General features: G+C 42.4%; 13 protein-coding genes. 10 read left to right on the top strand and 3 right to left on the bottom strand.

Going from position 1 to position 14,903, the window contains the following annotated elements:
- The first annotated feature begins 13 nt into the window (after positions 1-13).
- From JMX96_RS03880 to JMX96_RS03860, 5 genes are all read left to right on the top strand, one after another.
- On the top strand, positions 14-1,081 hold the full coding sequence (locus JMX96_RS03880) for a DUF475 domain-containing protein (RefSeq protein ID WP_057760827.1): 1,068 nt from the start codon (positions 14-16) through the stop codon (positions 1,079-1,081).
- 244 nt (positions 1,082-1,325) lie between these two features.
- A complete protein-coding gene (locus tag JMX96_RS03875) occupies positions 1,326-2,246 on the top strand; it encodes a glutaminase (RefSeq protein ID WP_165596804.1) in 921 nt (306 codons plus the stop codon).
- A 454-nt stretch (positions 2,247-2,700) separates the two neighbouring features.
- Positions 2,701-3,276 (top strand): TerD family protein, encoded by a 576-nt coding sequence (locus JMX96_RS03870; protein ID WP_057760832.1) that lies wholly within the window; start codon positions 2,701-2,703, stop codon positions 3,274-3,276.
- Between the two features lie 206 nt (positions 3,277-3,482).
- Positions 3,483-4,235, top strand: coding sequence for a TIGR00266 family protein (locus tag JMX96_RS03865; RefSeq protein ID WP_057760834.1), 753 nt, complete (start codon positions 3,483-3,485; stop codon positions 4,233-4,235).
- A gap of 76 nt (positions 4,236-4,311) precedes the next feature.
- Positions 4,312-4,920, top strand: a complete 609-nt coding sequence (locus tag JMX96_RS03860) for a TerD family protein (RefSeq protein ID WP_057760836.1) — start codon at positions 4,312-4,314, stop codon at positions 4,918-4,920.
- Between the two features lie 121 nt (positions 4,921-5,041).
- On the opposite strand, the gene JMX96_RS03855 is transcribed toward JMX96_RS03860, so the two are convergent.
- Positions 5,042-6,316 (bottom strand): TerD family protein, encoded by a 1,275-nt coding sequence (locus tag JMX96_RS03855; protein WP_201567442.1) that lies wholly within the window; start codon positions 6,314-6,316, stop codon positions 5,042-5,044.
- A 288-nt stretch (positions 6,317-6,604) separates the two neighbouring features.
- Between JMX96_RS03855 and JMX96_RS03850 the strand changes: the two genes are divergently transcribed.
- Positions 6,605-7,756, top strand: coding sequence for an ATP-grasp domain-containing protein (locus JMX96_RS03850; protein ID WP_201567441.1), 1,152 nt, complete (start codon positions 6,605-6,607; stop codon positions 7,754-7,756).
- 128 nt (positions 7,757-7,884) lie between these two features.
- Here JMX96_RS03850 and JMX96_RS03845 read toward each other — a convergent pair whose 3' ends face one another.
- Both JMX96_RS03845 and JMX96_RS03840 read right to left on the bottom strand, forming a co-directional pair.
- Positions 7,885-8,625 (bottom strand): MHYT domain-containing protein, encoded by a 741-nt coding sequence (locus JMX96_RS03845; protein WP_102093609.1) that lies wholly within the window; start codon positions 8,623-8,625, stop codon positions 7,885-7,887.
- A gap of 119 nt (positions 8,626-8,744) precedes the next feature.
- Positions 8,745-9,452: a hypothetical protein gene (locus JMX96_RS03840; RefSeq protein WP_201567439.1), complete on the bottom strand. Its 708-nt coding sequence runs from the start codon at positions 9,450-9,452 to the stop codon at positions 8,745-8,747.
- 722 nt (positions 9,453-10,174) lie between these two features.
- Between JMX96_RS03840 and JMX96_RS03835 the strand changes: the two genes are divergently transcribed.
- The 4 genes from JMX96_RS03835 (at position 10,175) to JMX96_RS03820 (ending at position 14,859) form a co-directional block, all read left to right on the top strand.
- Entirely contained in the window at positions 10,175-11,401 is a 1,227-nt protein-coding gene (locus tag JMX96_RS03835) for a S1 family peptidase (protein WP_201567438.1), read from the top strand.
- Positions 11,402-11,443: 42 nt separating this feature from the next.
- Positions 11,444-12,751, top strand: a complete 1,308-nt coding sequence (locus JMX96_RS03830; protein WP_201567437.1) for a phosphoribosyltransferase domain-containing protein — start codon at positions 11,444-11,446, stop codon at positions 12,749-12,751.
- Between the two features lie 30 nt (positions 12,752-12,781).
- On the top strand, positions 12,782-13,612 hold the full coding sequence (locus JMX96_RS03825; RefSeq protein ID WP_201567436.1) for an HAD hydrolase family protein: 831 nt from the start codon (positions 12,782-12,784) through the stop codon (positions 13,610-13,612).
- A gap of 65 nt (positions 13,613-13,677) precedes the next feature.
- Positions 13,678-14,859: a cysteine protease StiP domain-containing protein gene (locus JMX96_RS03820; RefSeq protein WP_201567435.1), complete on the top strand. Its 1,182-nt coding sequence runs from the start codon at positions 13,678-13,680 to the stop codon at positions 14,857-14,859.
- Positions 14,860-14,903 lie beyond the last annotated feature (44 nt).

Here is a 14,903-nt window from a genome sequence, read left to right as displayed (position 1 = left end):
TACAGGATGTGTCATGAGACATTTTTATTTAGACTTTATCTTTACCGCAATTGCTTTGGCAATAGCAGCATGGTGGGGATATTCACATGGCGGTATGGGTGGCATGATAGCCACTCTTTCTATTACCGCTATTTTGGCCGTCATGGAGATTTCATTATCTTTTGATAATGCGGTGGTCAATGCTTCAGTCCTTAAGGGCTGGGACGAATTTTGGAAAAAGATATTTTTAACCGTTGGTATCCTGATCGCCGTATTCGGTATGCGATTGGTCTTCCCTATTGTCATCGTCGCGGTTACTGCCGACCTTGGTATGATGGAAGTCATCAACTTGGCTTTATATAGCCCTGAAGAGTACTCAGCAAGACTGATGGCACACCATGCGGAAATCTCAGCATTTGGTGGTATCTTCTTGCTATTGGTATTCTTGAACTTTATTTTTGATGACAAAGAAGTACATTGGTTTGACTGGCTTGAGAGCCGTTTAGCCAAGCTAGGTAAAGTCGATGCCATGAGCGTATTTGTAGCGCTTATCGTCTTGATGATTGCGGTATCGTGGGCTAATGCAGAGCAGTCAAGTGCTGTTCTAATCGCAGGTGTTTGGGGTATCTTGGTTTATCTGGGCGTACAGGTTGTATCAGGTATGCTTGAGGGCGATCTGGAAGAAGACCTAGAAAACGAAGAGAATGGTTCGGGCGCTGCGGCGACCAGTGCCATTATGAAGGGCGGTATCATTGGTTTCTTATACTTAGAAGTTCTAGATGCCTCATTCAGTTTCGATGGTGTGATTGGCGCATTTGCAATCACTAATGACGTGATTGTTATCATGTTAGGTCTTGCGATTGGTGCGATGTTCGTACGTTCTATGACTATCTTCTTGGTAGACAAAGGCACGCTTGACGAGTTCATCTATCTTGAGCATGGCGCACATTATGCCATCGGCGCATTGGCACTGATTATGCTATTGTCAGTGAAGTTCCATGTACCAGAGATTATCACTGGTCTGATTGGTATTGCCTTTATTGGTTGGGCGCTGCTAGCGTCACTTCAGCATCGTAAAGCTGAGAAAGCAAGCCTGAACTAAGGCATGTTCTCAGTGTAGTCTGTATCTAGTTATACATCTAAGCAGGTCATATCATCAGGTATGGCCTGTTTTTTTTGACAATTTTGCCTTACTGTTAGGTCATATTGAAGCCCCAAAATATCGGAATAACCGATAATTGAGACAATCAATGGTTAAAGTTACGTTCGCCCTGTTACTATTGTCCTATCTTCAGTTAAAATCCTCATCTTTAAATAACTTGTCGAAATAAGACCCTATAAACGATATGCAAAAAATTCTTGATGATATTGCCGCAGAGATGGCAAGAGAAACTGACCGCGGCAAAGTCGCAGATTATATCCCTCAATTGGCTCATATTGATCCTAATCAGTTCGGTATAGCCGTAGCGACTCCTGATGGGCATATGTATGCAGCAGGTGATGCAAGCACTCTGTTTTCCATCCAAAGTATCTCTAAGGTATTTACCTTAACCATTGGTCTTGGCAAGCTAGGCGATACACTTTGGACACACGTCGGACGCGAACCATCTGGCGATCCTTTTAATTCAATTGTGATGCTCGAGCATGAGTCTGGCCGACCGCGCAACCCATTTATCAATGCTGGGGCAATCGCAGTTGTCGACGCCATCATGATGGGGCATAAACCCAAAGAAACACTGGGTGAAATCCTGCAGTTTGTTCACCTCATTGCAGATGATGAGTCAATTCGCTTTGATCATAAAGTAGCGGCTTCTGAGATGGCGCACAAGGACCGAAATGCCTCTCTGGCGCACTTTATGAAATCCTTTGGTCGTTTAAGACACGATGTGGATAATGTATTAGGTACGTATTTTCATCAGTGCTCAATTGCAATGAACTGCCAACAGTTGGCCAGTGCCGGTCTTTATTTAGTGTCTAATGGAGTTGATAAGCACTCAGGAGTACGTGTAATCAATGAAAAACGAGCACGCCGTATTAACTCATTGATGATGATGTGTGGTCATTATGATGGTTCTGGCGAATTTGCTTACCGCGTGGGCTTACCAGGCAAAAGTGGTGTTGGTGGCGGTATTTTGACGATAGCACCTGGTAAAGGTTCTATCGCTGTCTGGTCACCAGGGCTTGATCATGTAGGTAACTCCAAGCTTGGACTAAAAGCACTAGAGCGCTTCGTACAAAAAACTGGCTGGTCGGTTTTTGCAGAATAAGATATACATGTCTATTTGTCTAAATAGGTTTTTTATATAATGCCAAGCTCTCATACTAGCTGCGAAGCATACCTAAGGCATGAGTTGGTTTATTCTAAGCTTATATAGTCAGTCGGTGCTTTTTAAAGCGATTGTTTTATCTAAGCTACCTTTGTGCTAAATCCCTTTTGTATGAAACATTACTTTTCATAACAATATCTTAACGACTATTGCTAAGTTGATTAGAAATTATCAAAGATACAGAAGTATTATGTCCCTTAGTAAGCATATAGTAAGCGCACAAAATACGCCTTGCTTAGTGAGCAAACGCTTAGTATAGTAAAACCTAATGATATGCAGGGCATAGCGTACAGGTAAGTTTTTATTATTTGCTCTGAGATATCAGTCACTGCACAACTTTTAGTTTATTTTTTATCAATCAATCCACTTAACTATTAATCCAAAGGATATTTGTATGGCTATTAGCTTAACAAAAGGCGGCAACGTAAACTTATCAAAAGAAGCGCCAGGTTTAACTAACATTACAGTCGGTCTAGGCTGGGATCCACGTGCCACTGACGGCCAAGAGTTTGACTTAGATGCAATCGGTTTCTTGATTAACGAAGCAGGCAAAGTCCGTAACGACCAAGATTTTATCTTTTTCAATAACCTAAAATCAGACAACGGCGCTGTTGAGCATACTGGTGATAACCGTACTGGCGAAGGCGATGGCGATGATGAGAAAATCAAAATCAATCTTGCGAGCATCCCAGCTGACGTCAACAAAGTAGCTATCTGTGCCATCATTTATGAAGGCCAAGCACGTAACCAAAACTTCGGTCAAGTGGGTGATGCTTACATCCGCGTTGTAAACGACAATGGTGAGTCTGAAATCGCTCGTTACGACCTATCAGAAGACGGCAGCACTGAAACAGCGATGATTTTCGGTGAATTATATCGTCACAGCGGTGATTGGAAATTCCGTGCGGTTGGTCAAGGCTTCAGCGGTGGTCTTGGACCATTAGCAGCCTCTTATGGCGTAAATGTTTAACGTTAAAACCAACGTAAACGTTTAGCAAGCCAATTATCATAAACAGACGTCTGGTTATGATCTAATGAGCCATCAAGTGTGCCCCTTTAACGCATTTGATGGCTTTAAATTTAATTGGCTTATCATTAAAAGCTATAGAGCACATAAAAGCACACGCACACATTAAAAGCATTTAACAAAGATATTAGAATAAGGATTTGCAAGCCATGGCCGCAACATTCAGTTTAATCGGTACTATTGAACCTTTTTTGCATTGTAATCTTAAAAAAGGCGATTCAATTTATTGTGAAGCCAATGCGATGGTGATGATGGAGTCCAATCTTGAGCTGAAAGGTAAGCTACAAGGTGGCCTGATGCAGTCACTGATGCGCCGCTTTGCAAACGATGAATCGTTGTTTCAACAGCAAATTGAAGCGGTTAATGGTGAGGGCGATTGTCTGCTTGCGCCCACGCTTGATGGTGATATGCAAATTATAGAAGTTGGCAAGCAGCAGTATACATTGAGTGATGGTGCGTTTGTCGCGGCTCAAACTGGCGTCGATATCAGAGCCAATATTCAGCGCAATTTAGGCGGTGCAGTATTCGGTGATACAGGCGGCTTTATGGTGATGCAGACCCAAGGCCAAGGTCAAGTCGTGGTATCTGGTTTTGGCTCGTTGTTTGAGATTGATGTTACACCAGACAAAGACGTCATTATTGATAACGGTCATGTGGTCTGCTGGGACTCAAATCTTGAATACAAGTTGTCAGTTTCGACCAGTAAGAAAAAAGGCATCATGAGCAATATTATCAACTCCGTCACTAGTGGTGAAGGTATGGTTCTGAACTTCTCAGGAAGTGGTAAAGTCATTATTTGCTCACGCAATCGTGACAGTTATCAAGGTTGGATACAAAGCGTCCTAGGTAGTAGCTCAGGCGGACGTGGCGGCGGCGGTGGCTTCTTAGACAATATCTTATAGTGCATTTCGCAATTTATACCAATTTCTAACTTTATTTTTAAACGATTTTACTCACAATTATTATAAGGATACTCACATGGCAGTTAGTCTTCAAAAAGGTCAAAAAATCTCCCTAAGCAAAGAAGCTGGTGGCGAGCTTACTCAAGTTAAATTGGGTCTAGGTTGGGATGTCGCTCAAGGGCCACAGGATAAAAAAGGTGGTTTCTTAGGAAAATTATTCGGCGGCGGTTCTGGCGGCGATTCTATCGATTTAGATGCTTCATGCATTATGTTTGATGCTAATAAGCAAGCAGTCGATGCCATTTGGTTCAGTCAGCTAAAATCGAAAGACGGCAGTATCGTGCATACTGGCGATAACCGTACTGGCGACGGTGATGGTGATGATGAAGTCATCAACGTCGATCTCTCAAGAGTACCTGCCAATGTGGTTTCATTGGTATTTACGGTCAATAGCTTTACTGGTCAAACGTTTGAAACCGTAGAAAATGCGTTTTGCCGTATCGTTAATGCCAATAATAATAGCGAAGTAGCACGTTATAACTTGTCTGCGCAAGGTGGACACACAGCGATGGTAATGGCAAAGGTCTATCGTCATAATAATGAGTGGAAAATGCATGCGATTGGCGAGACAGCTTCTGGCCGCACCTTCCACGACTTAATGCCTGCTATCACACCGCATGCATAATTGATTTGAGACTTTGACTGGATTATTACCAATCTAGTTAAATAGTTTATTTCAAAAGAGAGCGGCCCATCTATCAATAGTTGGGCCGCTCTTTTATGCTTATTATTTATAGTTAAGAATACTATTTACGTCCACGCTTCCAGCTAAAGCCCCAGTTAAATGCTTTGTCCATTTCTTGGTGACCTTTGAAATATTGGTTGATACGCTCAACATTAATACTGCCTTGCTGATTAACCAAACGGGCAATGGCACACATTGGTAGATTGCCTGCACCTTCGGTCAAACGTGTCTCAATCGGTGATTGCTCTGGGACATGAATAGTCACAACCCCATCGGTTTTTTCCCAGTTGGGTGCGCCTTCGTAAATAAACGCAAAGATAAATACTTCTTCAATCTGTGACCATTGCTGACCATTGATATCCAGCCATTCACCGCCACTTACCTGCCCCGTTCTATCATCCGCACGTAGGCAAACATAAGGCGCTGATTGTAAACTACCAAAGCGATTACCCAACGCTTGAATAAGGGTTTTTTCACCATTTTTTAGATGAATCATAGCGCCGACATCTAGATCGATACCGCTTGATTGATGCTGCTTAAATAAATCACCCAGTATGCCTTTCTTGGGCGCTGCTTTATCATTTTGCGGGCGTTGATTCCAATCTAAATTGACCGAAATTTTGCCAAAGTCATCACGTTTTTTAAGATTGATGCTAGATTGGTTTTTAGTTAATGTTATTTTACTTAAGTTAATCGAAGGGTTAGCAGGAATCGGTGGCGGGTTGTTAGCTTGAGACGTGCTGCCTGCTTTTTGCGTATTGATTGATCGCTGCGTGTTGATAGGTTGAGGTTGGCTTTGTTCAGGGTTATGATTTTGGGCAGGTGCGTCATCAGCTATTTCCACACCGAAATGCTCAGATAAAGGTTTTAACCCTCCCTCAAATCCTTGGGCGATAAAACGAAATTTCCAGCTTCCTTGTCTGCGATAGCATTCAGCTAATATAATGGCTTTTTCATTACGGCCTGCGCTACTCAGCTGACAGGTCATCAGCACTTGACTGCCCTGTAATACTTGAATATCCACATCGCCAACTTGCGACAGTGTTTGCGCGCTAGAGAACGCTAGGGCAATTTTCTCAATACTTGCAGGCTGTGCAGACAAATTGACATCAAAAAATCCATCACTGTCATGACCACGGAAGCTAACGCTACCATCATCACTACGTGTCTGACCATAAAATATCATGTCTCCATCACCGCGTACTTTGCCGTCATTAGTCAGGCGATAAGCGGCACAATCAATAGCATTTTGGCTTAAAATACGAATGCTAATATTGTCAGTCGGTAGTGGCGCATTGGCACCTGCAATTAGTTTTTGAGGTTGGTTTTGACTCATCATACATCCTTTAGATTATTTATTATGCTGTTGTCATTGTCATGCCGACTATCATCATATAGTAGCATGGATATTATGAAAGTTTTGAATCAGGCAATCGTGATATAAGCGATAAAGTCATCCTTACAAATCCCTATGACTATTTTATTAGAGGCGTTTATAACGCATATCATTTGTATATAATACGTCCTATTAAACCGTATACCTTTGCTAATATTACTACTAGATTTGCAGTAGCAATATTGACCTACCCATTCCCCGATACCTAATGATAACGCTGAGAGAATTATGAATAATCTTGCTGACAATAGTAACCCTTCAATACCAGTAGCGGCGTGGTTAGCTGAAGGCCAATCTAGCCAGCGTGATATGTTAGAGAGCTTACAAAGTCTAAAGAGCAAATCAAGCAGTCCTTCAAACAACCCTTTTCAAGTTATTGCCTCACACCGTCATGATAGACCTGAAATTTTTGAATTCGCCGATATGATTTATCGCGAGCCATCTGACTCGATCGTAGATACTGATATCCAAATGACTGATGAAACTGCCATACCACGCTGGCAGTTCGTATTAGAACAAGCTCAAAAGTATAACGTAAAAGTACTACTGACTGGGCGCAATGGTATTGACTATGAAGCGCATCGTGAAAAATTTGACGCTGCTGGTATTCGCTTATTGACGGGCGCAACCAGCGTGGCGGCACTAGAGTCGATCGATGATAAATTTGCTTTTATGCAGCATTGTCACACTCATAATATCCCAGTGGCAGACGCATGGCGTTTTGACAATACGGTAGAGCTTGAGGCTTTACTAGCCGAGCATGGTGACCAGCCTCTATGTGTGAAACCTGTCGTCGGTATTTTCGCCCAAGGGTTTTGGCGACTAGACACGGGTAAAGCAGATAGTACTACGTACGATAGCTTTGAGCACTTATATTTCACTGAAGAGAAAAAAATAAATACAGCCCAATTTGTGAATGCCTATGCTAACAGCGAAATGGTACACGATCGCCCTATTCCAATGTTGCTTATGCCTTATCTGTCAGGGCAAGAGTACTCTATCGATGTAGTTTGTGAATATGGTGAAGTCCTAGCTGCTGTCACTCGTCATAAAACAGGAAAAATACAACATGTTGGTTATGAGCAGTCTGTCATGGATGTCGTAATCCCATTGATTAGGGCTTTTGGCTGTGATGGTATCGTCAGTGTACAGACCAAAGCTGATGATAGCGGTCAGCACCGTGTTCTTGAGATCAATAGTCGTCCATCAGGTGGTATTGGTTATACTTCTCATAGTGGAACTGACCTGACGCAAGTCGGCTTTTCTTATTGGTTGGGGTTATCAGAGAGACCTAACTTAGAGACCAATATTCAGCATATTGAACCATGCCAAGTACGCTCTATTATGATGAGTGTCAAAATTGAAAAGGATGACGAATAAATAGTCCGCTAAGCATGCATGTGATTAGCAGAGGATTTGAACAAACACGAAAAAAGGTTTTTAGATATTAATCTAAAAACCTTTTTTTATTTTCACTTTCAATTGGTATTAAAAATGAGCGTTTAAAATTACTCGCCAAATGCTAGTGTCGCTTGCTTAGGTGCATTTTTAGAAGCAATGACCCATAGTAAGCTCAATACGATTGCTGAACCGATGAAGATCATAATCGATGAAGAAATGGCACCTGCATGCGTATAATCCATAGACATTGAGTGATCAGTCATCGTCATTTCCATCGCGGCTATACCAGTGTAATGCATACCACAAACTGCAAGACCCATGATAAACGCACTACCAAAACGCTGTAATGTACCACGTAGATTGAATGCCAACCATAGCGCAGCGATAGCGGCTGCAATAGCAATTACAATCGATAAGATAAGCAGCGGTATATTGTATGACATAGTAGCGTCCATTTGCATAGAGGCCATACCGGTATAATGCATGGCTGCAACACCCAGTCCAGTAAGTACGCCGCCACCGATTAACTTAGCAACGCTTGATTCACCGCGACCTACGATGACAATACCGACTGCAACGAAACAAATCGCGAGTAACATTGAGACAATCGTCAGACCCAAGTCATAAGTCACAGGCATTTTCATATCTACTGCCATCATACCGATATAATGCATAGACCAAATCGCACCACCGATAGCAATCGATGATAGCGCTACCCAGAAATACAAATCCGTTCCTGGCTTAGCAGAAGGTACTCGAATGGCAAGGTTTAAGCCAACATAAGAACCAAATACTGCAATGGCGTATGAGACCAACACCAAAAGTAAGTTATATTCAACTTCCATCATTTTTTTGCCTTTTATCTATCATAAGAATTGAGTCAAATAACGTTACTTTTATTGCAACACGGTGCGTCATTCGCTCGTTGATTTTTTGCATAGACATGAAATTATCTATGCATAATTTTTTACCCAATGGTAAATTCACAAATATTGGTACTACCTGCGCCGCAGTTAGTCTCTTCAACTTGAACCACATCTATAGCAGGGTTGCTTGCCAAAAAGCCTTCTATATAGCCCACAATAAAATGGCATCCTGAGTGAGTATGATCTGACGACTTACAGAACGGACATTTGATTAAATAAATTACATTATTCTTTGCTTTAACTTTAGACAGACCTTTTAGTGCTGGTACAAGCTCACGAGTGATAGTAGTAGGCATCTTTAGTGGACTACCAAGTGAATAATCACGCTGGTAAATACCGCCGCCAACCTTGCGACCCAACTCCTGCAATGCCGTCACACGTCGCTCAATAGGTAAACTATCTTCATACTGACTGACAATATCTGCTATTTTAGGGTAATAAGCACCAATGGCTGATAAGACGCTTTTTTCATCTAATGTCTTTTTTGCAGGGGCAGTTGACGATCCGCCCTCTTCATCTATTTCTAGATTAAAAAGCGTACAACCTTCAATTGAAGATAAGTCATCGATTAGATCTGCTTGCGTTTTAGAGCCTAGACTTCTTGCGATCACATGAATGATATTACCACCATTCTCTGAAGCCTCTTGTCTTTGGGAGACCAGCTGATAACCTGCTTTGATAAGCGGCGAAATAACATTGACCAGACGAATACGTTCAGAAGACGTTTCTAATGCACAAGAGAATTTCACAGAGCACTCCTTTTCTTAAAATACTGCTACGCTTTCTTATATCAAGCTATCTAGATAAACTAATGTGAATAACGTTTCAAAGGTCCGACCAACTGGCTTTCTCACAATATAAAAGATATGCAGACATCAACCATGTAACAGTTTCTATATATCTTTTATATTATAAGAAATGAAATATCTTCAGTAGACGAAACTTCGATTTTTATAGTTATTAAGCATACAAGCGCTCTAACTACTAGAAATTCATTAATCGAAAAACAGTAATAAGCTTGAAAATAAGATTGAGATAAATAGGTTTGAATCAAATACTATTCTTAAACTTTATAAATAACACTTGGTCACAGTAAAGTTACTAAACAGCAATAGATTTTGATTGTATTATCACCGGAATCTTGTTCTGTAGCAATACACTATACGGCTTTGTCCGATAAGTGGCTACATTAGCCGACAAATGGCTAGACTATAAAACCTCATTATTATTTTCTAAAAGTAATTAATTATTAAAAGGAATTCCGAAACTATTAAAACCTATATATCTTGATATATCTATTATGCAATTAATCTTAACTGTATATTAAAACACCTATTACTGTTTTCTCTTTGTAGAATGATAGTTTCAAAATAAAATCAAAACCCTTTATGTGGTCAGACTTTAGTCTCAAGGATAAAATCATTAAACAATAAAAATAACTATAATCGCGTAAATAAACTAAGGAAATGTGATGTCGAAGCAAGTTGAGTTAAGGCTAGGGGCCAATACGGTTATCGAAAACACTAAATGTTCGATCGCATTTTCTACTACTAAACCATTAGAGTTTGGACAGCAGCTTGGGCTATTATGGTTGCCATTAGATGCCAATCGTAAAGCCGTTTGTAGTCCTGCTTATTTACATGAGTCTAAAGACTGGGCTCAGCTCGATAACAAGGATAATCCAAATACATGGCAGTTAGATTTACCCCAGTTATTTGATACACTTGGCGTTAGTTTCTTACAACTGATTGCCTATGTTTATCATGAGCCAAGCCTAAAATTGCCAGCGGTAGAGTTAAACGACGTAAGTCTCACGCTCAATAACGGAGATATTCAATATAACTTCACAACAAACGAGCGGCATATCAAAGCGGCGATTATATTAGAAATATATCATCGTAATGGACAGTTCAAATGTCGAGCACTTGGCGAAGCATCAACGCAAGGCTTGGCGAGCCTTGAACATCATGTACAGGTTAGTCTGGATGTGCGTCCACCTAGCACACATACGCTTATTCAAGAAGCTCAGCATCAGCAGCGTACTCAACCAAACAACGAAGCTCGCCCTCCCCGTCAAGTACAAGCAGGCGAAACTTGGACAGGAACAGCGTTTGCTATTGATCCCTATCATCTGCTCACCTGCTATCATGTGATTGAGTCAGCAGCGATGGTTGGCGTACGTCAGCAAGGTCAGCCTGATCGCGAGGTACAAGTCGTGCTCAGCGATATCGGAAGCGACTCAGCTATTATTAGAGTTAGTGATCCTTTGCCTAGCTACCTTCCATTGGCGCAGCAGTGTGTTGATATATTGGGTGAGACCATCACCACACTGGGGTTTCCGTTGTCAGGACTGAGTAGCCAACTGCAAGTCACTCAAGGCTGTATATCAGGATTGACAGGTTTAAATAACGATATCCGTCATATGCAATTCACCGCACCCATTCAGCCTGGATCTAGTGGTAGTCCTTTATTATTGCCGACTGGAGAGGTAGTCGGTATGGTCACATCAAGTCTGGTTCATGAACATGCACAAAATATGAACTATGCGGTGAAATTTCAGTTATTATCTGCCCTACTGGCGAGCGCTGGCGTCAGCTTGGAGAACACGACTGATTTGACCAATGCTACGCCTCTTACCACACCTCAGCTAAGCAAGCAAAGTCGCAGTGCCTTATGGCTGGTTGGCTGTCAGGGTTAAAAATCTACGACGACATATAATTAAAAGCGCCAAGGAATATGAATGTTAAATGAGCAACACAGTACGACCATCACCCTACCCCGTGGTACGCTAGATCTAACTTATCAAACCAACTCAGCCACCAATAAAAATGGCGCAGAACAACGCGCCCATTATCAGTTAGAAGATTTACTTGGATTTGCCCAGCGTATTAATCCAAAACGGGCATTTTTGTTTGTCTCAAAAGTGCTAGGTCGTCATATTCCCGTTGCGCCAAGCACTATGCGAAACGCATTTACTGATTTGGCTGATTTAGTGCCTAATGACTTGGCCGAGCCAGTGCTAGTCATTGGTATGGCAGAGACCGCTGTTGGTCTATCTGCTGGTGTCCATCAAGCGCTACAAACGCGCTATCCTCAAGCTCTGCTATTGAACTCTACGCGTCATGCACAGCACGATGAAAGTAGTGATGCCAATGGTACCGACTCCTTGCTGACGACGTTTTGTGAAGATCATAGTCATGCCAGCCAGCATTTGATTTATCAGAGCAAAGATAGCGTTACTCAGGCGCAGCTACTGGCCAGTAAAACACTAATTATGGTCGATGATGAAGCCTCAACAGGCAATACCTGTGTTAATGTCGTCACGGCCCTACGTGAAGCAGGATTTAACCAGTTAGAGCAAGTGCATCTAACAACATTGGTCGACTGGTCATTAGATCAAGAGAAACCTAATCCACAGTCAGATGCTAAACCTGCACGTATGGCCGATCGTCTCGCTGGTATTGAGTTTCATCGCCATCATTTATTGTCTGGCGCATGGCAATGGACAGACGCACCCAACCCTGAACCCATTACGATGCCATCAGTTGATACTACGGCCGCTGGTAGTCAAGCGCTTGGTTATACGGGCAACTGGGGGCGTTTTCCAACGCTAGACAGTACAAAGGGATTTGCTAACTATCTTTCGAGTTTTCAGGCTGCATTTACCCGTTTTAATGATCAAGAAAACTTTGATGTTACTCAGTTGCCAAGAAGAATCTTAGTATTGGGCAGCAATGAGTTTGTTTGGTTGCCGTTTCTATTGGCTGAATGGCTTGAAACAGAGTCCGACAAGCTCAACGACGATACAGCATCCATGGTTAATTTTAGCGCATTAACCCGCTCACCGATTGCGCTTGGTGGAGCGATTACCACGATGCTGAGCTTTAGTGACAATTACGGGCTTGGTATGACCAATTTTGCTTATAACGTCGAGCCTAGTGATTGGGATTTGATAGTGTTGTGTATAGAAACATCAGCTGATAGTGTGGATGCTATGTGGCGAGGTTTGGATAACGTGCTGATGGTGAGCCCTAAAATTGCTCTCTAACTTTCAAACCTATTATTGACGGACGACGCCATGACTACCTCCTTTTTTAAAGCCAACCCAGACATTATTAAGCCTTATGCCTTGATGGATCTAGATGATACGCTTTTCCAAACTCAGCGTAAAATCGACGCTTGGGATTTGCCCACTACTGAGCCTGAATCTTTGATATGTGCGACAGTCAATAAACAAGACGAGCCTTTGAGCTTTATGAGCCAGCGTCAAGCAATCTTTTTTAATTGGTTGCTTGCTAGCACTGAATTAATTGTAGTGACGGCACGGGATCGTAGTGAAATAAAACGCGTCAAGCTGCCGTTTGATAGCTGGCAGGTATTGACCCATGGGGCGATTATTTTAACGTCTGACGGAGCGCTGCTAAGCAGTTGGCAGCAGCATATGTATAGTAAGCTCGCGCCATTGCAAGATAAGCTTAATAAGTTAAGCGAATTGTTTGCCAGTCATAGTCAAAGCGAGCAAAGTCATTTAGTATTCACACCGCATATCGATAGCTTTAACAATGGCTCTACGGATGAAGAGCTCACCATTTATCTGGCTATCAAACATGCACAGAAAGATCATCAAGCGCTCGTAGATTTAGCTGAGAAACTGCCCACTTTGATACGTGATTTTGATCAAGATTTCTATGTACATGTGAATGCTAATAACCTAGCGATATTGCCCCATGGAGTTCATAAGCGTCATGCGGTACAGTTTTTATTAGAGCATCATTTAGACCATCAGCGTCCCAGTTTTGGCTTTGGTGATAGCTTAGCTGATCTGCCTTTCTTGCAGTTATTGGACTGGTACGGTATGCCCAATCATGGCCAACTGCATGAGCAATACCAGTCTAAATCGTCAGGCTAAACCATCAGCTTAAACAACAGCCACGCAAATCCACTGTTATCATTCCGAGTGCTATTATTCATACTATGACTTTACCTAATATACAGATAAAAAGAGCTGCTCTGCAAAACTATGGCTCAGGCAGCTATCTTGCAAGCGATGTCACTGTCTTACTCGATATGGTAGATAAGGACGCGGTTGCTGATGTACCAGTCAGTCAAAAAGAAGCGCTTATCCAAAGTGGACAACGCCATTACTCTGACATGTTGACCTTAGAGCAAGCACCTACTGCAATGCATGAGCAGCTATACATACAGGCGTTAGAGCAAGGGTCAACAAGGACCGCGACCGATATCGCTCATTTGTCTCATACGCTACATCAGGTTTTTCAGCAGAATGTGAGTGATGAGCACCCACTGGTTTTGGTCAGTTTGGTGCGAGCTGGTCTACCGATCGGGGTATTATTGCAACGTGCGCTGTCGGATACAGACAGTAGCTATCACCTGCCAAGTGTGCATTATGGCATCAGTATCATTCGTGATCGTGGTCTTGATCCAGTGGCCCTGCAAATGCTACTGGATGCTTATCCAAACAGTCCAATCGTATTCGTCGATGGTTGGACAGGTAAAGGCGCTATTTATCAAGAGTTGGCTCGTAGTCTAGAGACGTTTAGTGATTCCACCCATGTTAATTTTGCCAACATTTTTCATCAAGGCGCTGACGTCATTCCGCTACTGACTCTTGCCGATCCGGCTGGCGTTGCTTGGCTGGCGGCAAGTGAAGAAGACTGGTTAATCCCATCGGGTTTGTTAAACAGCACCGTATCAGGATTAATTTCGCGCAGCTTATACATGGAGCCGTCATCAGGCCTGCATCGCAGTGTCTTTTATGATGATTTAATTGAGGTAGATCACAGCTTAGCATTTATTAATCATATCGATGCAGCGAGACGATCATTGGCTACTACTCCAGCGCGTTTACCGACTTACCAGCAGCCACGCTACCAGACTGCGGCGTTGATAGAGACGCTGGCAGCAGATTATCATATTGTCAATCGCAACCGTATTAAGCCGACTATTGCCGAGGCAACACGTGCCATATTACGCCGTGATCCAGAGCGTATATTGCTCGCCACTGCTGAGCACCCTGATACCGTACTGCTACGCCATTTATGTGCGCAACGAAACATCACTATCAGTGTATTAGGTGATAAAATACTGCCTTATCAAGCCATCACGCTTATCAAGCAGCGCTCCCAAGACACTTAATACATTTACCAGTATTAAATACTTTCTTTTTCGCTCTCTTATAC

This window comes from Psychrobacter sp. JCM 18900, from assembly GCF_904846625.1.
In the GTDB taxonomy this organism is placed as follows: Bacteria; Pseudomonadota; Gammaproteobacteria; order Pseudomonadales; family Moraxellaceae; genus Psychrobacter.
The sequence above is the reverse complement of the archived record's forward strand: the minus strand, read 5'-3'. Positions and strand labels throughout refer to the sequence as shown.